The sequence below is a fragment of the Prosthecobacter sp. genome (assembly GCF_029946185.1).
In the GTDB taxonomy this organism is placed as follows: Bacteria; Verrucomicrobiota; Verrucomicrobiia; order Verrucomicrobiales; family Verrucomicrobiaceae; genus Prosthecobacter.
In genome coordinates, this window is the sequence record NZ_JAQSEA010000149.1 from 1 (window position 1) to 16,340 (window position 16,340).

At 59.2% G+C, this 16,340-nt stretch carries 12 protein-coding genes; all 12 read right to left on the reverse strand.

The features are described from left to right. Positions 1 to 678, reverse strand: a 678-nt coding sequence (locus tag PSV43_RS12720) for a DUF1587 domain-containing protein (protein WP_300197532.1), incomplete at its 3' end; no start/stop codon positions are given. Beyond that, positions 675 to 2,075 carry a DUF1501 domain-containing protein gene (locus PSV43_RS12725; protein WP_300197535.1) on the reverse strand — a complete coding sequence of 467 codons (1,401 nt, stop codon included), beginning with the start codon at positions 2,073 to 2,075 and terminating at the stop codon, positions 675 to 677. The genes PSV43_RS12725 and PSV43_RS12720, both read right to left, overlap by 4 nt. Then, positions 2,072 to 4,513, reverse strand: coding sequence for a DUF1553 domain-containing protein (locus PSV43_RS12730; RefSeq protein ID WP_300197538.1), 2,442 nt, complete (start codon positions 4,511 to 4,513; stop codon positions 2,072 to 2,074). The genes PSV43_RS12725 and PSV43_RS12730 overlap by 4 nt, the downstream gene beginning before the upstream one ends. Further along, positions 4,510 to 5,160, reverse strand: a complete 651-nt coding sequence (locus PSV43_RS12735) for a GntR family transcriptional regulator (RefSeq protein WP_300197541.1) — start codon at positions 5,158 to 5,160, stop codon at positions 4,510 to 4,512. Before PSV43_RS12735 ends, PSV43_RS12730 begins: the two co-directional genes overlap by 4 nt. Positions 5,161 to 5,258: 98 nt before the next feature. Beyond that, positions 5,259 to 6,938: a GDSL-type esterase/lipase family protein gene (locus tag PSV43_RS12740; protein ID WP_300197544.1), complete on the reverse strand. Its 1,680-nt coding sequence runs from the start codon at positions 6,936 to 6,938 to the stop codon at positions 5,259 to 5,261. A gap of 35 nt (positions 6,939 to 6,973) precedes the next feature. Then, positions 6,974 to 8,023: a hypothetical protein gene (locus PSV43_RS12745; protein WP_300197547.1), complete on the reverse strand. Its 1,050-nt coding sequence runs from the start codon at positions 8,021 to 8,023 to the stop codon at positions 6,974 to 6,976. A 49-nt stretch (positions 8,024 to 8,072) separates the two neighbouring features. Then, positions 8,073 to 8,693, reverse strand: coding sequence for a trimeric intracellular cation channel family protein (locus PSV43_RS12750; RefSeq protein ID WP_300197550.1), 621 nt, complete (start codon positions 8,691 to 8,693; stop codon positions 8,073 to 8,075). A 3-nt stretch (positions 8,694 to 8,696) separates the two neighbouring features. Beyond that, positions 8,697 to 9,281: a MarC family protein gene (locus PSV43_RS12755; RefSeq protein ID WP_300197553.1), complete on the reverse strand. Its 585-nt coding sequence runs from the start codon at positions 9,279 to 9,281 to the stop codon at positions 8,697 to 8,699. An 8-nt stretch (positions 9,282 to 9,289) separates the two neighbouring features. After that, on the reverse strand, positions 9,290 to 12,877 hold the full coding sequence (locus PSV43_RS12760; protein WP_300197556.1) for a proline dehydrogenase family protein: 3,588 nt from the start codon (positions 12,875 to 12,877) through the stop codon (positions 9,290 to 9,292). 12 nt (positions 12,878 to 12,889) lie between these two features. Beyond that, entirely contained in the window at positions 12,890 to 14,080 is a 1,191-nt protein-coding gene (gene kbl / locus PSV43_RS12765; protein WP_300197559.1) for a glycine C-acetyltransferase, read from the reverse strand. A 166-nt stretch (positions 14,081 to 14,246) separates the two neighbouring features. Continuing rightward, a complete protein-coding gene (locus PSV43_RS12770; protein WP_300197561.1) occupies positions 14,247 to 15,230 on the reverse strand; it encodes a LysR family transcriptional regulator in 984 nt (327 codons plus the stop codon). Between the two features lie 43 nt (positions 15,231 to 15,273). Then, positions 15,274 to 16,302, reverse strand: a complete 1,029-nt coding sequence (tdh, locus tag PSV43_RS12775; RefSeq protein WP_300197563.1) for an L-threonine 3-dehydrogenase — start codon at positions 16,300 to 16,302, stop codon at positions 15,274 to 15,276. Positions 16,303 to 16,340: the final 38 nt, after the last annotated feature.

The window sequence follows — 16,340 nt, forward strand, 5'->3', positions numbered from 1 at the left end:
CGTTCCACCGCCAGATGTGGAAAACCGCGCATAGAATGTCCGAATTTTCGCCAACGCTTCGTCAGTCCAGTCACGCTGCGAAGCACTCGAAGAAAAGCTGAGGCCCTGGGGTGTCAAAACCGCGTGACTGGCAATGCCCTTGGCCGCATCGAGATACTTGGTCAGCAACGCGGGTGACATGACGAGAGCCGCACCCGCATTGGTAAAGCCTTCGCCAGCCGCACCATCCACAGGAAACTCCTTCGCGGGATCGAGTGACGCCACTCCCGTCAGATCACGGAGTGTGTAGGTGTATTCCATATTTGAGAGGCGGCGCAGCACCACGGGGCCGGGATCACCAGCACTGGCGAGCGCCACTTCTTCCAGCCTGCCCTGCACCCACTGGGTCAGCAGCGTTTTCTGTGCGGCGGAAAACTGCGGTTCTTTCTTCGGCGGCATCTCACCCATGTGAATCTGATCCAGCACGCCCTCCCAGATCATCGGCTCTTTCTTGATGTCAGCGACCGTCGCGAAGCGCTCTAAATCGAGATCCCCCTTCTGCTTCTGGGTGGAGTGGCACGAATTGCACCGCTCTTTCAGCAAGGGCAGGATCGAAGATTGAAAGTCGTCTGCTCCAAACGCCGCACCGCGAAGAGCCAAGCATAACGCGATGGCCCGAATTGAACTGAAATCATTCATGCCAAAATCTCCTTCACCACATTGCCGTACACATCCGTGAGCCGGAAATCGCGGCCCAGATGCCGCCACGTCAGCTTCTCATGGTCGAGGCCAAGTTGATTCAAGATGGTCGCGTGGAGATCATGCAGATGCACTTTGCCAGAGACGGGTCGGAAGCCAAAGTCGTCGGTCTCGCCAAAAGTGAAGCCGGGCTTGATACCGCCGCCGGCCATCCAGGTGCAGAAGCTCTCAGGCTGGTGCTCACGGCCATGCTTTTCGATGGGCGAAGTACCACTGAGGTCCTGACTCCAGGGGGTGCGGCCAAATTCACCACTCCACACAACGAGCGTGTCTTCGAGCAGGCCGCGTGATTTGAGATCTTTGATCAGCGCTGCGCAGGGCTGGTCGCTGGCAGCGCAGCTCTTTGGCAATGCATTACGAATGTCCCCATGGTGATCCCAGCCGCCTATGGTGACCTGCACAAAGCGCACGCCCGCCTCGCTCATCTTGCGTGCCAGCAGGCAGGCACGGGCGTTTTTGTCGGTGTCCTTGCCTCCGACGCCGTAGAGCTGCTTCGTCGCCTCGGACTCATTCGAGATGTCCACCAGTTCAGGCGTGGCTGTTTGCATGCGAAAGGCGATCTCCATGCTCTCAATCATGCCTTCCATGCGGGGATCGGTTCCCGTCTGGTCGATCAAGTGCTTGTTCATGCGCTGCGTAAAGTCGATCCGCGTACGCTGAGCCTTCGCATCGCCGGAGATGTCGGCAAGGTAGTCGATGGGAGATTGTTTTGCATCCTGCGGCACGATCACCTTCGTGCCCTGATGCGCAGCGGGTAAAAAAGACGAGCCATAGAGACGGGTGTCGCTGTCAGGATGAATCGAGATGAAGCTGGGCAGATTTTGATTCTCCGCGCCGAGTCCGTAGCTGATCCATGAGCCCATGGAGGGACGCACATCCGCCGTCACTCCGGTGTGAAACTGAAGCGCGGCGGGCTGATGCTGGTTGTTGTCCGCATGCACCGCACGCAGCATGCAAATCTCATCCGCGATGCTTGCCGTGTGTGGCAGCAGATCGGAAATCATCATGCCGGACTGCCCGCGTGCCTTCACTGTGCCGTGCGTGGCCAGTGCTAGAAACTTGTCCGTGCCGACTCGGAGTTCGTTAGTGTTGATCGGCGCAGAAATGGCCTGCCCGTGCATGCGCCGGATGTAATCCTTCGGATCAAACAAATCCGGCTGCGAAGGCCCCCCGGACATAAACAGGAAGATCACGCGTTTTGCCTTCGCTGGAAAACGCGGTACTTTCACCGCCAGCGGACTTTGCGCGGCCTGAACCAGTTCATGCAAGGCGAGCGCACCAAAGCCAGTGGCGGTGCGCTGGAGCCAGGAGCGGCGGGAGATAGTGGTGGCATTCATAAACGGAGCAAAAACTCGTTCGAGGACAGCAGGGCGTGACTCAATTCCACCCACGCCTTGTCGGCGGGCATGGATTCGAGAAACTTGACGGCATCATCGCGCTCGGTGGAAGTGATGGGGCGGCTGAGGATGCGGAGCCAGAGGGCTTCGAGACGCGCGCCTGTATTCGCCTCGGTATCAATGAGCTGTTTCGCAAGCTCGGTGGCCCGAGATCGGACATTATCGCTGTTGAGAAGGAAAAGTGCCTGCGTGGGCACGGCGGTCTCAGCCCGCTTGCCAGCGATCTGCGCTGGCTGCGTGAAGTCAAATACATCGCGCAACTTCGCTGACCCCGGCTGTGTTGCCGTGCGAATGACAGGCAGGTAAATTGTGCGCTCAAAGTCCTGCACGGGGCGCACCTTCTTGAAAGCAAAGGCGGGTGGATTCACCGCCTTCGGGCTGAGACTGGCGACGTTTTCGGGGAACTCCAGCGGCAGTGCAGGACCGCCACTTGGAGCCGCGAGCCTACCGCTGATGACAAGCATGGAATCTCGAATCGCCTCGGCATCGAGGCGTTGCCGGTTCATGCGCCAGAGCAGGCGGTTATCAGGGTCTTTTGCCCCTGCTGCGGCATCCTGTGAACTGCTCATGCGGTACACATGGCTGAGCACGAGCTCACGGATGAGCTGCTTTTGCGACCACCCGTTTTGCATAAAGCGAGAGGCCAGATGATCGAGTAATTCGGGATGTGACGGTATTTCACCGCGTGCTCCGAAGTAGTCAACACTGCGAACCAGTCCCTCACCGAAGAGCTTCTGCCAGATGCGATTCACGGTGACCCGTGCGGTGAGCGGATTGCGCGCATCAGCAACCCAGTCAGCCAGTTGCACTCGGCCGCTTTGACCAGCAGGAATCGGCGGAAATTCACCCCACGATGCGACACCCGGAGCGCCACGCTTCACTGGATCGCCAAGCGCATAGGGATTGCCGCGAATGGTGACTCGCATATCACCGGGCTTTTCACGATCACGCACAGCAAAGGCTTTCGGCGCGGTAGGAGCAAAGAACTTTGCGTGCTCAATCTGGCCGTTGAGCGTCTTGATGCGCGCCGAGAGTTCATCACGCTTCTTTTCGAGTTCAGGTTTCGCCTCCTTGGCGGCGCTGGCGATCTGTGATTCGAGCGTCGCTTTTTCCTTGTTCGCATTGTCGCGCTCAGACTCCCATTGCCGGATCCTCGCCGCGCTCGCAGCTAGACGCGGCTCGCGCTCGGCTCTTTGCTCCGCTGTTTCCGGCAGTTCCGTTTTGTGGACGCTGCTCCAAACGCCATTGTCGGTCTTGTAGGTAGCATCCGTACTGCGGAACATGCCGGCGAGGGCGTAGTAGTCGGTCTGCGCGATGGGATCAAACTTGTGATCATGGCAGCGAACACAGCCAAGCGTCAGACCGAGAAACGCAGTGCCAATTTTGCTGACCTGCTGATCGACCAGATCGTACTCCATCTTGAGCTTGTCCACCGCAACGATTTCGACATCGCCCAAAACAAGGAAGCCTGTCGCGGTGATGTTTGCAGCCCGTTCCTGCGGTGATGCGGCAGGCAGAAGGTCTCCGGCAATCTGTTCGCGAATAAAGCGGTCGAAGGGTTTGTCGGCATTGAAAGAATCAATGACGTAATCGCGGTAGCGCCACGCATGCTCGGCAAAGACATTGTTAGAGGTGCCGATCTGGTCGGCGTAACCGACGAGATCAAGCCAGTGACGCGCCCAGCGCTCGCCGAAGGCCTTGGATTGCAGCAGGCGGTCCACAGCAGCCGCACGGGATGTTGGAGATGCGTCAAAACGGCCCAGATCCTCCGGTGTCGGCGGCAGTCCGGTGAGATCGAGCGAGACACGCCGGAGCCAAGTGTAAGCATTCGCATCTGGCGCGGGGGAAAGATCATTGGCTTCAAGTTTGGCCAAGATAAAGCGATCCACGGGAGCCAACGGCCAGCCTGCCTGCTTGACTGCAGGTGCCGGTTCATTGCGCACAGGACGAAAGGCCCAGAATTTTTTTCCCTGTTCGACATCAATCACACGAGCGGACTTTGCGGCCGTTTGTTTCACTCGGGAATCGGGTGCACCCATCGCCACCCATTGCTCAAAAATTTGGATCTCACTCGCCGTCAACTTTCCCTTCGGCGGCATTTCCATTTCGGGAGTCGCGTAGCGCACCGCCGTGATCACATGACTTTTAGCCACGTCTCCCGGTACGATGGCAGGCCCGCTGTCACCGCCGGTCTGCCAGCCCGATTTCAAGTCGAGCGCCAGCCCACCCTTGATCTTCTGCTCATGCGAATGGCACTCGTAGCAGCGGCTTTGCAGCAAGGGCAGCACCTTCGATTCAAAGAAAGCCATGTCCTCTCCAGCCCGCGCCGATGATAGCGCGAAGATAGCGATGCCAAGACTCTGGAGGACGCGGTTCATGAGGAAAGTGGCAGCCATTCACGCCAGCCGAGGATGTGCTCACGCATCAGGCGCTCGCATGCAGCGGGGGATTGTGTTTGGAAACTCTCCACGATGCCCTGATGTGCATCCACGGTCTCCTGAAGGGTTTCCCGGGTCTGGAGCTGATGACTGCGATGCAAGCGCCCGAGCCACAGCTCCAACTCGCCACGCAGGGAGCGCCAGAGTTTTAGCAAACGCACATTGCCCGAGGCTGCGAGAATGAGCTGATGAAACTCCAGATCCAAACGCGTCACCTCCTGCACGGAACGGGCACGACGGGTGGCTGCCACGTTTTTTTCAAGCTGCGTGATGTCCGCTTTGAGCGTCGAGGCCGCCAGACGGGAGGCGAGCGGTTCCAGGGTGAGCCGCAGTACATATAGCTCCTCGAAATCCTGCGGCGTCAGCGCTTTCACAAAGGCGCGCCCCGTGGCGCTGAATTCGACCAGGCCCTCACGTTCGAGTGCGAACAAGGCCTCGCGCACCGGCACCCGGCTGACCCCCAGGCGCTTCGCCACAGCGGATTCCGCCAGCAGCGTGCCTGGCGAGGTGGTGCCGTTCAGGATTTCCGTCCGCAGCAGCGAGGCGGCGGAATCAGAGCGAAAGGCAGGATTGGGAGCGAGATTCATTCGGTATACCGTTTCAATACGGCCCAAATGATACCATCTATCTCATACGAAAATTTTCTTCGTCGCGCTGCCATTGCGGGCAGGAGTGCCCGCACACGTCATTTTGCGTTCTTCGCGATGAACTCGATAATCGGCGTCGAGTCATCCAGCCCATGCGGATGATGGCCCACACCAGGCTTGCGAATCAGCGTGATGCTGCCGCCAAGGGCCTTGTAGCGGGATTCGATCAGGCTGGTGTTTTCATCCCATGGCACCACGTCGTCGGCATCGCCGTACACATGCAGCAGGGGCACATGGTTCTTAGCGAGTGGGGCGAGGCTATCCACGGGATTGCCTTTGTAGGCGAGCGCTTCAGCCTCGTCTTTGAAGCCCCAGAGCTTGGGAACTAGAGCCCAGTTCTTCGCATCGCCCTTACCTTTGCCCTTGCCACCGGGCCAGCTCTTGAAATCGCACACTGGCGCGTCTGCGTAGATGCAGGAGACCTTGTCTGGGTTCGCGATGGCCCAGTTGTAGCAGTACAAACCGCCGCGACTGAGGCCAACGAGGGAGGGCTTGGTGCTCAGGCCATACTTCGTGGTGAGTTCCGCATAGCATGCGTCCCACAGCTTCACGGCACCAGGGCTGCCCAGCATGTCATTGATCTTCATATAGACGATGTGGAAGCCTTTGCCGAGCAGCGCGATGTCCGGCGCTGGCTTGTGTCCGAAGAACTCGCCATGCCAGACCCATGGGCGTCCCGAGGCGGCGGTTTTCGGTGCCACAACAGTCACGGATTTGCCTGCGATGGTGAGTTCGTGCTTTGCGTAGCCGTTCCATTCGCCGGCCTGATTGGGGATCACGATTCCTTTCGCGCTGGCCAGCTTGCGAGCTTCAGCATCGAGTTCAGCGACTTTCGCCTTGGCTTCTTCAATCGGCAATCCAGGAGCATTACCGGGACGCTTGTGCCCTACGTAGCTCAGCCATGCCGGACGCAGAATGGCATGCTTCTTTTTCACCAGTGCGAGGATCGCGGCACCATTCGGGTGATCGGGCGTGCCATCCGGCTTCACTTTAAGTCCCCAGGCATCCAGCACGGCATGCGCCATGAGCAGATGGCCTTCCGCTCCGGGATGCACACCGTCTTTGGAAAAGGTGAACTCAGGATCGGTCTTCCGCTTTTCAGCAATGGCGGCATTCATCGGACCGTGAATGTCCATCACCTCCCAGCCCTTCTTGCGCATGTCCACCAACCAGTCGCTGTAAAAGTCGAGCACTTCATTGTAGCCTTGATAAGGGTTCTCATACTTGTCCAGACCGGCGGGCAGCAAGCGGGCTTTGATCGGCAACGGATCAAACACCGGCGGTGTGAGATGCACGATGCGTGCACCCGAGGCAGTGACTTTCTCATGCAGCTTCTTCATGCCATCTTGAAAGGCCTTCGTGCGCACGGCCCCAAGCGGGTAATAAATGCCGTCATTCATGCCGTAGCAGGCAAAGACGAGCTCCGGCTTCGTCTTTTCCAGCGCACGGTCGAGACGTTCGTGCAAATCCGGACGCGGAAACTTGCCCCCGGCGTGGCCGTCTTCGCTCAAACCGCTCACCGTCTCGCTGCTGAGGCCGAGCGGGATGATCTCTTTTGTCACCTCCGGATGCTGCGCGATCAAGGCGGCCTCAATGAACTCAATGTAGCCCCCTCCCTGCGTGATGCTGTCGCCAAGAAAGACGATGCGCTGTTCTTTGGGAAGTTCCGCCGCAAAGGCGGTGACGGAGAGGAGCAGGGAGAGCAGGAAGGAACGCATGGAATAAACAAGTCGGTGAAGTCAGCCTGCTTTTATCACACCTTGTGCAGCTTGTAAGGATAGACTTGGTCCGCATTCCACTGGCAGCCGTAAAGATCGCCCGCGTCATCGACGCACACGTCATGCACATTGCGAAAAACAGGCTGGTCCTGCAGCAGGACGCCCACCTGATCGCCCTCATATTTCGGCTGCTGGCCACCCGGAGCAGAGACAACGCGGTTATTTTTGTCGAGAATGATGATGAAGCCCCTTTCGCGCCACATGCGGTAATCATTGGGCTTCATGCCAAAGCACACACCGGAAAGCAGCAGATCCCCCGCGATGACGGGCCGGCTCATGAAAGCACCGGGCAGGTACACGGAATGCGAATAGGTGCCGTCGAGCTGATACCAGTGAAACTCATTGCGGATGCGCTCCGTGCACAGCACCAGCGGCGTAGGCCCGCGTGAGTCGATGGTGACCCCATGTGCCTGCATGAATTTCCCAGCGTTCATCGCCTGCGTGCTGTTGCCGCCAAATTTGCGGATGAATTTTCCCGTGGCGTCAAATTGCAGGATAAACTGCGAGCCGTAGCCGTCTGCCACATAGATGTCGCCATTCGGCCCAGCCACCGCCTCGGTAGGCGCATACTTCGTCACAGCATCATACGCGCCGCAGTCCTTCGCATGCGGCAGTTCCAGCACGATCTCCCCCGTCAGCGTGGTCTTCACGACGCGCCCACCCGCCGGATCGCACAGCAGCAGGTGCTCCTTGCCATCCCGCACTTCCAAACTCAGCCCGTGTCCGCCGCGCAGCTTCAGCGTCCACGCATCGAGCACCTTGCCCTCCTTGTCGAAAATCAGGACATTGTTCTTTGCCTCGTCTGTGATCATGATCAGCCGCTTCTGCGCATCCATGACCATCTCATGGCAGTTCTTCACCGGATGCACCTCCCGCTTCGCCTGGCACCATTCCAGATCGACCCGATACCGATACTCCCCATGACCGATGACGGCCCCCTGGAGCGAGGTCTTGCTCTGCGCCTGCACAAATGGGGCGGCAAATGCAGTGGCGGCGGTCGTGGTGATGAAATGGCGGCGGTTCATAGACCATTGGAAACAGCCCATTCCACCCATGCCTTTCGGGAAGCAGTCTTTAAGGCGTGGAAATCCGGCTCCGAAACGCCGGCAGTCGCAGCTTCCAGCGCATCGCGGCAAGGCGCAGCAGCAGAATGACCACCATGCCAATGTAGCGATGACTTTCCGAGGCTGGCAGCCACACCCGCAGCAGCACAAACACCAGCGCACCGGCAAAAACGGTCGTCGCATACAGATTCACATCGGGCTTGAAAACAAGCGGCACCTCACCACGCAGCACATCACGCAGAATGCCTCCTGCCACTCCAGTGACAATGCCCAGCAGGATCGCCACGATGGCCGGAGTTCCAAACATGAGCGCCTTTTCGGTTCCTGCGATGCCAAACAACGCCAGCCCAAAGGCATCCGCGACCGCGAGCGTTCGATGCGGAGGATGAACGAAGCGCACCAGTATAAATGTCGCCACTGCCGCGATGAGCGCCGTCCACACATGATGGGGTTGCTCGATCCAGAACACAGGCCGCGCGCCGAGGCACAAATCACGAATCGTGCCGCCCCCCACCGCCGTCACCAGCGCCAGGACCAGCACCCCGAACAAATCCATTCGTTTTCCTTCTGCGGCCAGCACACCCGAGATGGCACACACGGCGACGGCGAAGTATTCGATCCAGGGAGGCATGGTTCAGTGCTGTATATAATGTTCAATGCCATTAAGCAACATCTGCACAGCCACCATGACCAGTAGCATGCCCATCAGGCGCTCAACCGCCATCGCGCCTTTCTCTTTAAGCACGCGGGCAATTGCTGGCGAGCACAGCAGTACCGCCGCCGTGACTACCCATGCAATGAGCAGCGCGGCAAACCAGTTCCAGATCTGCGCCGGCTGCGTACTGACGAGCACCAGCAGCGTCGCCAGCACGGACGGCCCCGCAATCATTGGCACGGCCAGCGGTACGATGAACGGCTCATCCATTGGCTCATCCGCCGCATGACGTGCAGGCGGAAAGATCATCTTCAAAGCGATCAAAAAGAGCACGATCCCACCGCTGATAAACAAAGCCTCCTGCTTCAAATGCAGCAAGCCGAGCAGCCACGGACCTAGAAAGAGAAACAGGATCAGGATCACCAGCGCGATGACCAGCTCGCGTGCGATCACGCGCATGCGCCTCTCCGGCGGCACCGGGCGCAAGCCGGACACAAATGTCGCCACATTCCCCAATGGGTCCATGATGGTGATCAGCAGCAGTGTGGCGGAAAGTGTGTCCATAATGCCATTCAGTCCGTGTTTCCCAACGGCGCAACCAGTGCCGCACGCTCTTCACCTGTGCGTGTGCCCAGGTTCCCGTAGCGATGAAAATCAAAGCTCACGCTCTGCTCCTGCACATACCATAGCAATTCCACCCGTCCCTCGGCCAGCACCGACGCGTCGGCGATGAAAAGACATGCCTCGGCTGCAGCACGACGGACAATTTCAGGCACGCGGTCTGCGGCGGCGTACCGTACTCGGTCGCATTGACGCCCCGTGATTGCTTGCACGAGTTGCTCATCCGATTCCTCCAAAAAATCCACCGGACCGGCCCACCGATGAGACGCTTCGTGAGCCCGCTCGAGTGAGCGGTAATCAAGCCCGGGGGCAAAACTCACCGTGATGCGACAGCCTGCTATTCGCGCAGCAATGATGCGTGCAAAAACATCGTACGCTGAATCCTCCGCAACCACCCGAATGCGCATATCCTGCACTGGCAGATAACGGCGGTGATTGTCCTGCCCCACCAGCCGGAAATGATCGTGCTGTACGGCGAATTCAATATTCCACGCCTGCTCATAGCTCGAGATCGCATGCGTCAGCTTCTTCCAAGATTCCAGCCCCCACTTGTTCCAGTCTTCGAGAACACCGAGCAACTGCCCCAGCACCGTATTCGGCCCGGCTGACATTACAGCATCAGCAGAAGGCACGGTTTCCACGAACTTCATGAACTGAGCCACGTAGTTTGGCCCGCCAGCTTTGAGGCCGGGCCCAAAGGCGCTTTTGCCCATGCCTCCAAACGGTTGTCTCAAAACGACCGCGCCGGTGGTGCTGCGATTAATGTAGAGATTCCCCGCACGAATACCTGCCTTCCATTCAGCCTGTTCGCGATCATCAAGACTCTCCAGGCCACTGGTCAGGCCAAACCCCGTTTGATTCACCAACGCAATGGCATCATGCAGCTTCTCAAAGCGCATGACCCCGAGCACAGGGCCGAAGAACTCCGTCATGTGCGTGTAGCTGCCAGGCTGCACTCCCCATTTGATGCCAGGAGACCAAAGACAGTCATTGCCGTCGAGCTTGCATGGCATCAGCGCCCAGGACTCCCCCTCTTCGAGCGTGAGCAGGGCGTTCTGAAGGTCCCCGGACGGCGGTCGGATCAGCGGCCCCATTTTCGTCGGCAGTTCCCAGGCGGAACCCACGGCAAGACTCTGCGCCGCCTCGACAAGTGTGCGTTTGAACTCGGCATCATCATAGACTTCGGCCTCCAGCAGCAGCAGCGATGTGGCGGAGCATTTCTGCCCCGCGTGACTGAAGGCCGAATGCAGCACATTTTTAATGGCGAGATCACGATCCGCCATGGCCGTGACGATGGTCGCGTTCTTGCCGCCGGTTTCGGCGCTCAATGGCAGAGCAGGCTTGGCCCGCAGCATGGCCAGCGCTGTTTCCGTCCCGCCGGTTAGAATGACCGCGTTCACCTGCGGATGCTGCACCAACTGCGCACCTTCTTTGCCTCCAGAGCAGGGCACGAATTGCAGCGTTTTTTTCGATACCCCGCCGCGCCAGAAACACTGGCACAGCTCCCAGGCAGGCAGCACGCCATCAGACGCAGGCTTCAAAATCACCGTGTTCCCCGCCGCCAGTGCAGCGGCAATCCCGCCACACGGAATGGCGATGGGGAAATTCCACGGCGACACGACAACCACCACGCCTTTGCCTGACGCGGTGACATTCGGCAGTTCGAAAAACCTGCGCGCAGCACCTGCATAGAACTCCACAAAATCGACCGCCTCGCTCACCTCAGGGTCCGATTCGGCCAGCGTCTTGCCGCAGTTCGCTAAGGCAGCCCCCATCAGGTCCGCGCGCGTCTGGCGCAGCTCTTGCGCGACCTGCTGCATGATCGTCTGCCGCTGCTGGGCTGACAAATCACGCCAGCCGTCATCATCCCGCGCCGCACATTCCACTGCCTGCTCGATATCTTGAGGACTCGCTTGCAGATAATGTCCGACAACAACTCCGGGGCGTGATGGGTCCAGGCATTCACGCGCGCTAAGCCCGGTGGTGATCTCCATGCCCCCAATCACCACCGGCACTTCGACACAGCGCTGCTCCCACGCTGAGACAATGCCCTGCGCCCACTCCGCATGATGCGGCAACGCCCAGTCGGTGTCGGGCTCGTTAACGAAGGCACCCGCAGCAGGCTGCTTCACGTTCCTCCGATCCTGCGAACGACGCGGCGCGGCACTCAGCGTGTCGAGGCGTGCGAACGCAGCGCGAAACCCCTGCTCCAGCTGCCGCCACTGCTCACTTCCGGGGACCAGCTTGAAGGTGTGGCGCAGGAAGTTCTCGGGACCGGTGTTTTCATCCAGCCGACGAATGAGATAGCCGATGGCGCTGAGGAAGTGCTCCTTGTGACACACGGGCGCGTAGAGCAGCAGATGCGGTGCCTCCTCAAACAGCGCACGCCGTTGATGATTGGCCATCCCTTCGAGCATCTCGAACTGCACCCGCTCTATCGCGTCATTGTCCCGCGCAAGCGTGAGCGCGTAAGCGACATCGAACAAGTTGTGCGAAGCGACACCAAGCTTCACCGCCGCCAGATTCTCGGCGCACATGCCTTCATGCAACATGCGCTTGTAGTTCGCATCCGTGTCGATCTTCGTTTCAAAGGGTGCCTGAGGCCAGCCTTTCACAGCGGCTTCGAAACGCTCCATTTCCATGTTCGCCCCCTTGACAATTCGCATCGTGATTCCCGCACCGCCTGTGGCAACACGCTCACGCGCCCACTCATGGAGCCGCTGCTGCCAGAGGAACGAATCGGGGATGTAGGCCTGCAGCACGATGCCTGCGCTCACATGCTCAAGCCCGCGTCGCTCCAGCGTCCTCATGAAAACTTCGCAGGTGAGGCTGAGGTCGCGGTACTCCTCCATGTCCAGGTAGATAAACTTCGGCACCTGCGAACCATCGCTGCGGGTGAAAGTGGCGCGTGCAGCGCTGCGATACAGGCGCTCCAGCCGGTCACACAAAGTCGCAATCGTATGTTCGCGCGCGAGCGACGACATCTGCGAGTAAAGCGTGGAGATCTTTACCGAAAACACTTCCGTTTCCGGATGTTGCAGCGCTTCAAGGTACAGCGCGAGCCTGCGCTCGGCCTCTGCCTCGCTGAGGATCGCCTCACCCAGGAAATTCACATTCATGCGCACGCCCTGGGCAGTGCGCTGGCGTAGATGCTCTGCCAGCACCTCCGGCTCCGCAGGCAGAATGACGTTGGCCGTCTCATGCTGCATGTGCTCCTTAACCATCGGCACAGAGACACCCGGCAGCCAGCCGCCAAAGGTTTGAAACCCACGCAGCATGGCCCGGTCCAACGGACTGAAGAAGCGCGGCACGCCCTGCACATCCAGAATGTGCGTGAACTGATCCGCCACCCGCGCCGCCGACTTGGGGCGAAAGGCCTGATCCGTCAGCTGCACCAGCGTCGCTTTGTCCGAAGGAGTCTGCAGCATGCGGTCCAGCTCTGCCTGCTGGTGTTTTTCCGCAGGCGTTTGCAGTTCCGTGGCACGCAGTTGCAGCCTGCGCGCAAGCTCAACCGCAGCATCAATGAGTTTCGCATTCATGGCACTATCGAGTTAGACACCCAACTGCTGTTTGACCGCGACAAATGCCTGCACTGCATGTTCCAAATCCGCCCGCGTGTGCGCTGCGCTGATCTGCGTGCGGATGCGCGCTTTTCCCTGCGGGACCACGGGATAGCTGAAGCCGATGACGTAAACACCGCGCCCCAGCATCGCGTCTGCAAACTTCGCGGCTAGTGCCGCATCGCCCAGCATCACAGGGACGATGGGGTGCTCACCGGGCGCGATGTGAAATCCGGCGGCGGTCATCTGCTCACGGAACAATCGCGTGTTGGTTTCCAGCTGATCACGCAGGCCCGTGGACTGCTTCAGCAAGTCCAGCGCCGCGATGGAAGCACCCGCAATGCTCGGACAGAGCGTGTTCGAAAACAGATAAGGCCGCGAACGCTGCCGCAGCAGCTCGACAATCTCTTTTCGTCCGCTGGTGTAGCCGCCGCTCGCGCCGCCAAGGGCTTTGCCCAGCGTACCCGTCAGGATGTCGATACGGCCCATGACATCGCCATGCTCATGCGTACCACGGCCCGTTTTGCCCATGAAGCCGACGGCGTGGGAATCATCCACCATCACCAGCGCGTGGTATTTGTCCGCCAGATCACAGATCGCCTTCAATGGAGCGATGAAACCGTCCATCGAGAACACGCCGTCGGTAGCGATCAGTTTAAAGCGTGCACCCTTCTCATCCGCCGCAATCAGTTGCGCCTCCAGATCAGCCATGTCACAGTTTTTGTAGCGATAACGCTGCGCTTTGCACAACCGCACACCGTCGATGATGGAGGCATGGTTCAGTTCATCACTGATGATCGCGTCTTCCTGGCCGAGAACTGTCTCAAACAGACCGCCGTTCGCATCGAAACAGGAGCCGTAGAGAATCGTGTCTTCCGTGCCGAGGAAGTCCGACAAAGAGGCCTCCAGTGCCTTGTGCACCCCCTGCGTACCACAGATGAAACGCACGCTCGCCAGCCCATAGCCCCACTGCTCCAGCGCCTCATGCGCCGCCTGCCGCACCTCAGGGTGCTGCGCCAATCCGAGATAATTGTTCGCGCACATATTGAGCACTTCACCGCCGCCATTCGCACGCACCAGCGTGCCCTGCGGAGTAGATAGCACTCGCTCGTGCTTGTAAGTGCCCGCAGCGCGGATGGCATCAAGCTGCGTGGAGAGATGCGTGGCGAAGGTCGGATTCATATATGTCGGTATATTGGATACTCGTCCTGTATTTTGGCAATAGAGAATTTCCATAGCAGAACACTGCCGCACAGACATAAAACGTAGCTAGCTAGGAAGATCACACCTTCAATCCAGCCAGATCAGCCGCGCGGGCTTCCGCATCGCGGACGAATTCATCCCACTTTTAAAACGCCTTCAGCACCAGTTCGCGAAACGCCCGCACATGCGCAGGCTCGAACCGGCCCTTCCGCTGCACCAGAAAAACCTCCTCATGGCCAAACAGCGCAGCAGCTTCACGCACGACGACTTCCGTCTCTCCGGCAGCACGCTTGGGCGGCTTCACACTCGCCGCACTGGTGCCAATGGCGATGCCGAAACCGATGGCGACATAGTTAAGCAACAGGGCGCGGTTCGTCGCCGTCACCGTCACGTTCATGCGATCCGCCAGCCCGGCCTGGGCAAACACCTGCCGAATCTGCCGATGCGAGCTGCTTTCCTCCGGTGCCAGCACCAATGGCTGGCTGACAATTCCTGCGAGCGTCAACTGCCGCGCACGCGCCAGCGCATGATTCGCCGGGCACATGAGATAAAAGGCATAGCGCACCAGCTGCTGGTACTGAAACTGCGGCATCACCTCGTCACCTGTCGCCATGCCCATGATCGCCAGATCTGCCTGATCCTGCTCAAGTACCTGCCGGGCCATGTAGGAGGGCCGGTCCAGCAGCACGAGTTTCACCTTCGGATGATTCTGACGATACAGGATGATGGGCCGCCGCAGCGCGCCCGTGAGCATGGCCGAGGGTGCCACGACCGTCAGCGTGCGGGCGGCGGTGCTGCGCTGATCCTCAAACATCGCCCGCAGTCCATTGAAGGACTCGACCAGCGGAGCGGCCAGATCCACCAGCGCACGCCCATCATCCGTGAGTGATACCTTGGAGCCTTCAGCCACGACAAACTGCACCCCGTATTCATCCTCCAACGAACGAATCTGCTGCCACACAGACGGCACCGCCAGCCCCATAGCCGCCGCAGTCGCTGCAAAGCTGCCCTGCCGAGACAGTTCTACCAGCGCGCGAATCTGCCGAAACCGCACCTCTTTGAAGTAACGGCGCGCAGGGGAGTCGGCCGTCGTGCCGATCCTGCGGGGAGCGTTGGATTTTGCTTTCATCGTTAGCCCATTCCTAATGGAATGATCAAATGATAGCAAGAATCTAAGCAACCCAGTCCAGCACCACCTTGCCGCAGTTCCCAGACTCCATCGCGGCGAAGCCTTGTTCAAACTCCGTGTAATGAAAACGATGCGTGATCACCGGCTTGATGTTGAGCCCGCTTTCCAGCATCACGCTCATCTGATACCAAGTCTCATACATCTCGCGCCCATAGATGCCGTGGATGGTGAGCATGTTGAAGATGACCTTGTTCCAGTCGATGGCGATCTGCTCGCTGGGGATGCCGAGCATGGCGATCTTGCCGCCGTGGCACATGTTGTCGATCATGCTGCGGAAGGCGGCAGCGTTGCCGCTCATTTCGAGTCCGACATCGAAGCCCTCCTTCATGCCGAGCTGCTTCTGCACGTCTTCGATCTTCTCGGTCGTCACGTTCACCGCACGTGTCGCGCCCATCTGCCGCGCCAGATTGAGACGATACTCATTCACATCCGTGATGACGACATGGCGTGCTCCGGCATGCTTCACCACCGGGATCGCCATGATGCCGATGGGACCTGCCCCTGTGATCAGCACGTCTTCACCGAGACATTCAAAAGCCAGCGCCGTATGCACCGCGTTGCCAAAGGGATCAAAAATGCTCGCGACCTCTTCGTCCACACCCTCGCGGTGATGCCACACATTCGTCATCGGTACGCTGATGTATTCCGCAAACGCCCCGGTGCGGTTCACACCAATGCCCACCGTGTCTTTACAAAGGTGACGCCGGCCCGCGAGGCAGTTGCGACAGCGCCCGCACACCACATGACCCTCTGCACTGACGATTTCGCCAGCATGGAAATCATTCACGTTCGAGCCGACCGCAACAACCTCCCCCACAAACTCATGCCCCACGACCATCGGCACCGGAATCGTCTTCTGCGCCCACGCATCCCATTTGTAGATGTGCAGGTCCGTTCCGCAGATACCGGTCTTGCGAACCTTGATGAGGACATCATTGATGCCGACCTGCGGCTCAGGCACATCCTGGAGCCAGAGACCGCGTTCAGACCGTGCTTTGACGAGAGCTTTCATGGTTATGTCAGTATATTGGACACATATCCGGTAAATTG

Bases quoted from the DNA above. Each gene is read 5' to 3' on its own strand.
- PSV43_RS12725 (WP_300197535.1), bottom strand. From the start codon at position 2,075: ATGAATGCCACCACTATCTCCCGCCGCTCCTGGCTCCAGCGCACCGCC.
- PSV43_RS12730 (WP_300197538.1), bottom strand. From the start codon at position 4,513: ATGAACCGCGTCCTCCAGAGTCTTGGCATCGCTATCTTCGCGCTATCA.
- PSV43_RS12735 (WP_300197541.1), bottom strand. From the start codon at position 5,160: ATGAATCTCGCTCCCAATCCTGCCTTTCGCTCTGATTCCGCCGCCTCG.
- PSV43_RS12740 (WP_300197544.1), bottom strand. From the start codon at position 6,938: ATGCGTTCCTTCCTGCTCTCCCTGCTCCTCTCCGTCACCGCCTTTGCG.
- PSV43_RS12745 (WP_300197547.1), bottom strand. From the start codon at position 8,023: ATGAACCGCCGCCATTTCATCACCACGACCGCCGCCACTGCATTTGCC.
- PSV43_RS12750 (WP_300197550.1), bottom strand. From the start codon at position 8,693: ATGCCTCCCTGGATCGAATACTTCGCCGTCGCCGTGTGTGCCATCTCG.
- PSV43_RS12755 (WP_300197553.1), bottom strand. From the start codon at position 9,281: ATGGACACACTTTCCGCCACACTGCTGCTGATCACCATCATGGACCCA.
- PSV43_RS12760 (WP_300197556.1), bottom strand. From the start codon at position 12,877: ATGAATGCGAAACTCATTGATGCTGCGGTTGAGCTTGCGCGCAGGCTG.
- kbl (WP_300197559.1), bottom strand. From the start codon at position 14,080: ATGAATCCGACCTTCGCCACGCATCTCTCCACGCAGCTTGATGCCATC.
- PSV43_RS12770 (WP_300197561.1), bottom strand. From the start codon at position 15,230: ATGAAAGCAAAATCCAACGCTCCCCGCAGGATCGGCACGACGGCCGAC.
- tdh (WP_300197563.1), bottom strand. From the start codon at position 16,302: ATGAAAGCTCTCGTCAAAGCACGGTCTGAACGCGGTCTCTGGCTCCAG.